Origin of the sequence: Paenibacillus turpanensis, from assembly GCF_011421635.1 — a bacterium.
Lineage (GTDB): Bacteria > Bacillota > Bacilli > Paenibacillales > YIM-B00363 > Paenibacillus_AK > Paenibacillus_AK turpanensis.
In genome coordinates this window covers 1-2,461 of the sequence record NZ_WTLI01000049.1, presented here as the reverse complement: position 1 = coordinate 2,461, position 2,461 = coordinate 1, and the positions used below count along the sequence as shown (strand labels likewise).

The following is a 2,461-nucleotide window of genomic DNA, read 5'->3' as shown; positions in this document are numbered from 1 at the left end:
TCGGCGGACACTCCCTGCGGGCGACGACGCTGGCGGGCAAGGTATTTAAGGAATTAAACGTCAACCTGCCGCTGCGCGACGTATTCCGGCACTCGACAATTGCGGCGATGGCCGAGGCGATCGCCCGGATGGAACAACAGGAGCATGAGGCCATTCCTCAAGCGGAGGAGAGAGAGTACTACCCTCTATCCTCCGCGCAGAAACGGCTGTTCATCCAGCACACGCTGGATGGAGCGGATCAGCTTTACAACATGCCGGAGCTGGTGAAGTTGGAAGGCGAGTTTGATTTAGACCGCTTGGAAGCCGCCTTGCGGCAATTGATAACACGGCATGAATCGCTGCGCACCGGTTTTGAAATCGTGAAGGGCGAAGCGGTTCAGCGGATTTACCCGCAAGTCGATTTTGCTATCGAGCATCACCAAGCGGATAAAGAGAATGCGGCTCAAATTGAGCAGATCGTCCGCAGCTTCGTTCGTCCGTTTGATCTCGGCAAGCCGCCGCTCCTGCGCGCCGGGGTCATCGAGCTGGAGCCGAACCTGCATATTCTCCTTTTCGACATGCACCATATGGTGTCCGACGGCGTATCGATGACGATTGTGATCGATGAGTTCTCGAGTTTCTACGCTGGAGAAGAACTGCCGCCGCTGCGCATTCAATACAAGGATTATGCCGTTTGGCAGCAGTCGGAGGCCCACCAGAAGCGGATCGGGCGGCAGGAAGCGTACTGGCTGCAAACCTTCGAAGGCGAGCTGCCGACGGCGGACCTGCCGTTGGACTACGAACGGTCTGCGGCTCGCAGCTACGAAGGCGCGCATCTGGAGTTCGACGTCGAAGCTTCTCTCTCTGCGCGGCTGCACAAATTGGCGGCCGAGCGTGAAAGCACGCTGTTCATGGTGCTGCTTGCGGCTTATACCGTGCTGCTGTCCAAGTACAGCGGGCAGGAGGACTTGGTCGTGGGCACCCCGGTGGCGGGAAGAACGAACGCTGATTTGGAACCGGTTATTGGGATGTTTGTCAATACGCTGGCGATCCGCAATCGTCCGTCGGGCGACAAAACGTTCTTGTCCTATCTGGAAGAAGTGAAGGAAACGGCTTTGAGTGCTTTCGAGAACCAGGATTATCCATTCGAGGAGCTCGTGGAGCGTTTAAATGTGAAGCGGGAGCCGGGCCGCTTCCCGCTGTTCGATGCCGTTTTCGACCTGCAAAATATTGAAGAACGAGACGCCGAGCTGGAAGGGGTCAGTCTGAAGACTTACGAGCTTGACTATTTGGAAGAAGCGAAGTTCGATCTGACCCTGTTTATGTATGAAAACAACGGGGCGCTGAGCGGGGGCTTCTTCTACGCCGCCAAGCTGTTCAAAGAAGCGATGATCCGTTCCTTGATCGAGGATTTCCTGCGGGTACTGTCTCAAATTGCGGAAAATCCACAACTTGAGCTAAGCCGGATTGAATGCCATAAACCTGCGGCAAGCGCAAAGAGTGCCGTCGATATGATCGAATTCGCGTTCTAATCCTATAAGGCGCATTCCAAGGAAGACGGCGAACAACGCCAAGCCCGTAAACGCGCAGGCCGAAAGTAAGCTTTTTCGGACCTGCGCCGGGGCATGCGGTCACTTCATTTTTAGGGGAGGTACGAATGAAATCTTTGTTTGAAAAGGAAGAACGGTACTGGAGCGGTAAGTTTGACGCCGATGACAGCCTGAGCTTCCTTCCCTACAGTCAATCCTCCAAATTACCCGCGGGCGGAGAAGCTGCGGCCGAGCCGGGCTTGGTTCACCGTATCCTGCCGAGCGAACTCTCGGAGAGAATCATCCGCCTTGGCAACGGTTCGGATTTGGCTTTGTATATGATTGTTTTGGCAGGAGTAAAAAGCCTACTGTTCAAATATACCGGGCGGGACCAAGTGCTGGTCGGCATGCCTTCTTATAGCGCAGACCCCGACGGGACTCCGCCGCCACATGACATCTTGGTAATCAAGACGTCCATAAGCCACCAGACTACGCTGAAAACGCTGCTCGGTGGCATCAAAGCCTCCATCGGCGAGGCGATAGAGCATCAGCACCTGCCTTTTCGGAAAATGGTGGAGCCGCTCCATCTGGACTATACGGGGGACGGCCTCCCGGTCGTCAACACCGTCGCATCCTTCTCCCCGATTCATCCGGAACCGCTGGGTAACCGGGTGGCGGCCGATACGGTTTTTCGCTTTGACCGCCAAAACCACTCCATCGAGCTGGAAATAAGCTTTGACAGGCAGCGGTACGAGCGGGCATTTGTGGAACAGGCGGCCGATCATCTTGTTCGGCTGCTGTCCGTGCTTTTATTTCAGCCGGATCTGGAGCTCGGACAAGCCGATGTGCTGTCCTCAGACGAGAGGGAGACGCTGCTGAGTCGATTTAATGACACTGAAGCCAAGTTCGACCAGGAGAAAACGATTCACGGCTTGTTCGAAGAGCAGGCGGAG

General features: G+C 55.6%; 2 protein-coding genes. Both read left to right on the top strand.

The window, feature by feature from the left end; all coding sequences use genetic code 11:
* A partial coding sequence (locus GQS10_RS22685; RefSeq protein ID WP_243735360.1) for a condensation domain-containing protein occupies nucleotides 1–1,511 on the top strand: 1,511 nt, incomplete at its 5' end.
* A 125-nt stretch (nucleotides 1,512–1,636) separates the two neighbouring features.
* The coding region (locus GQS10_RS22680; protein WP_243735359.1) for a condensation domain-containing protein at nucleotides 1,637–2,461 on the top strand (825 nt) is incomplete at its 3' end.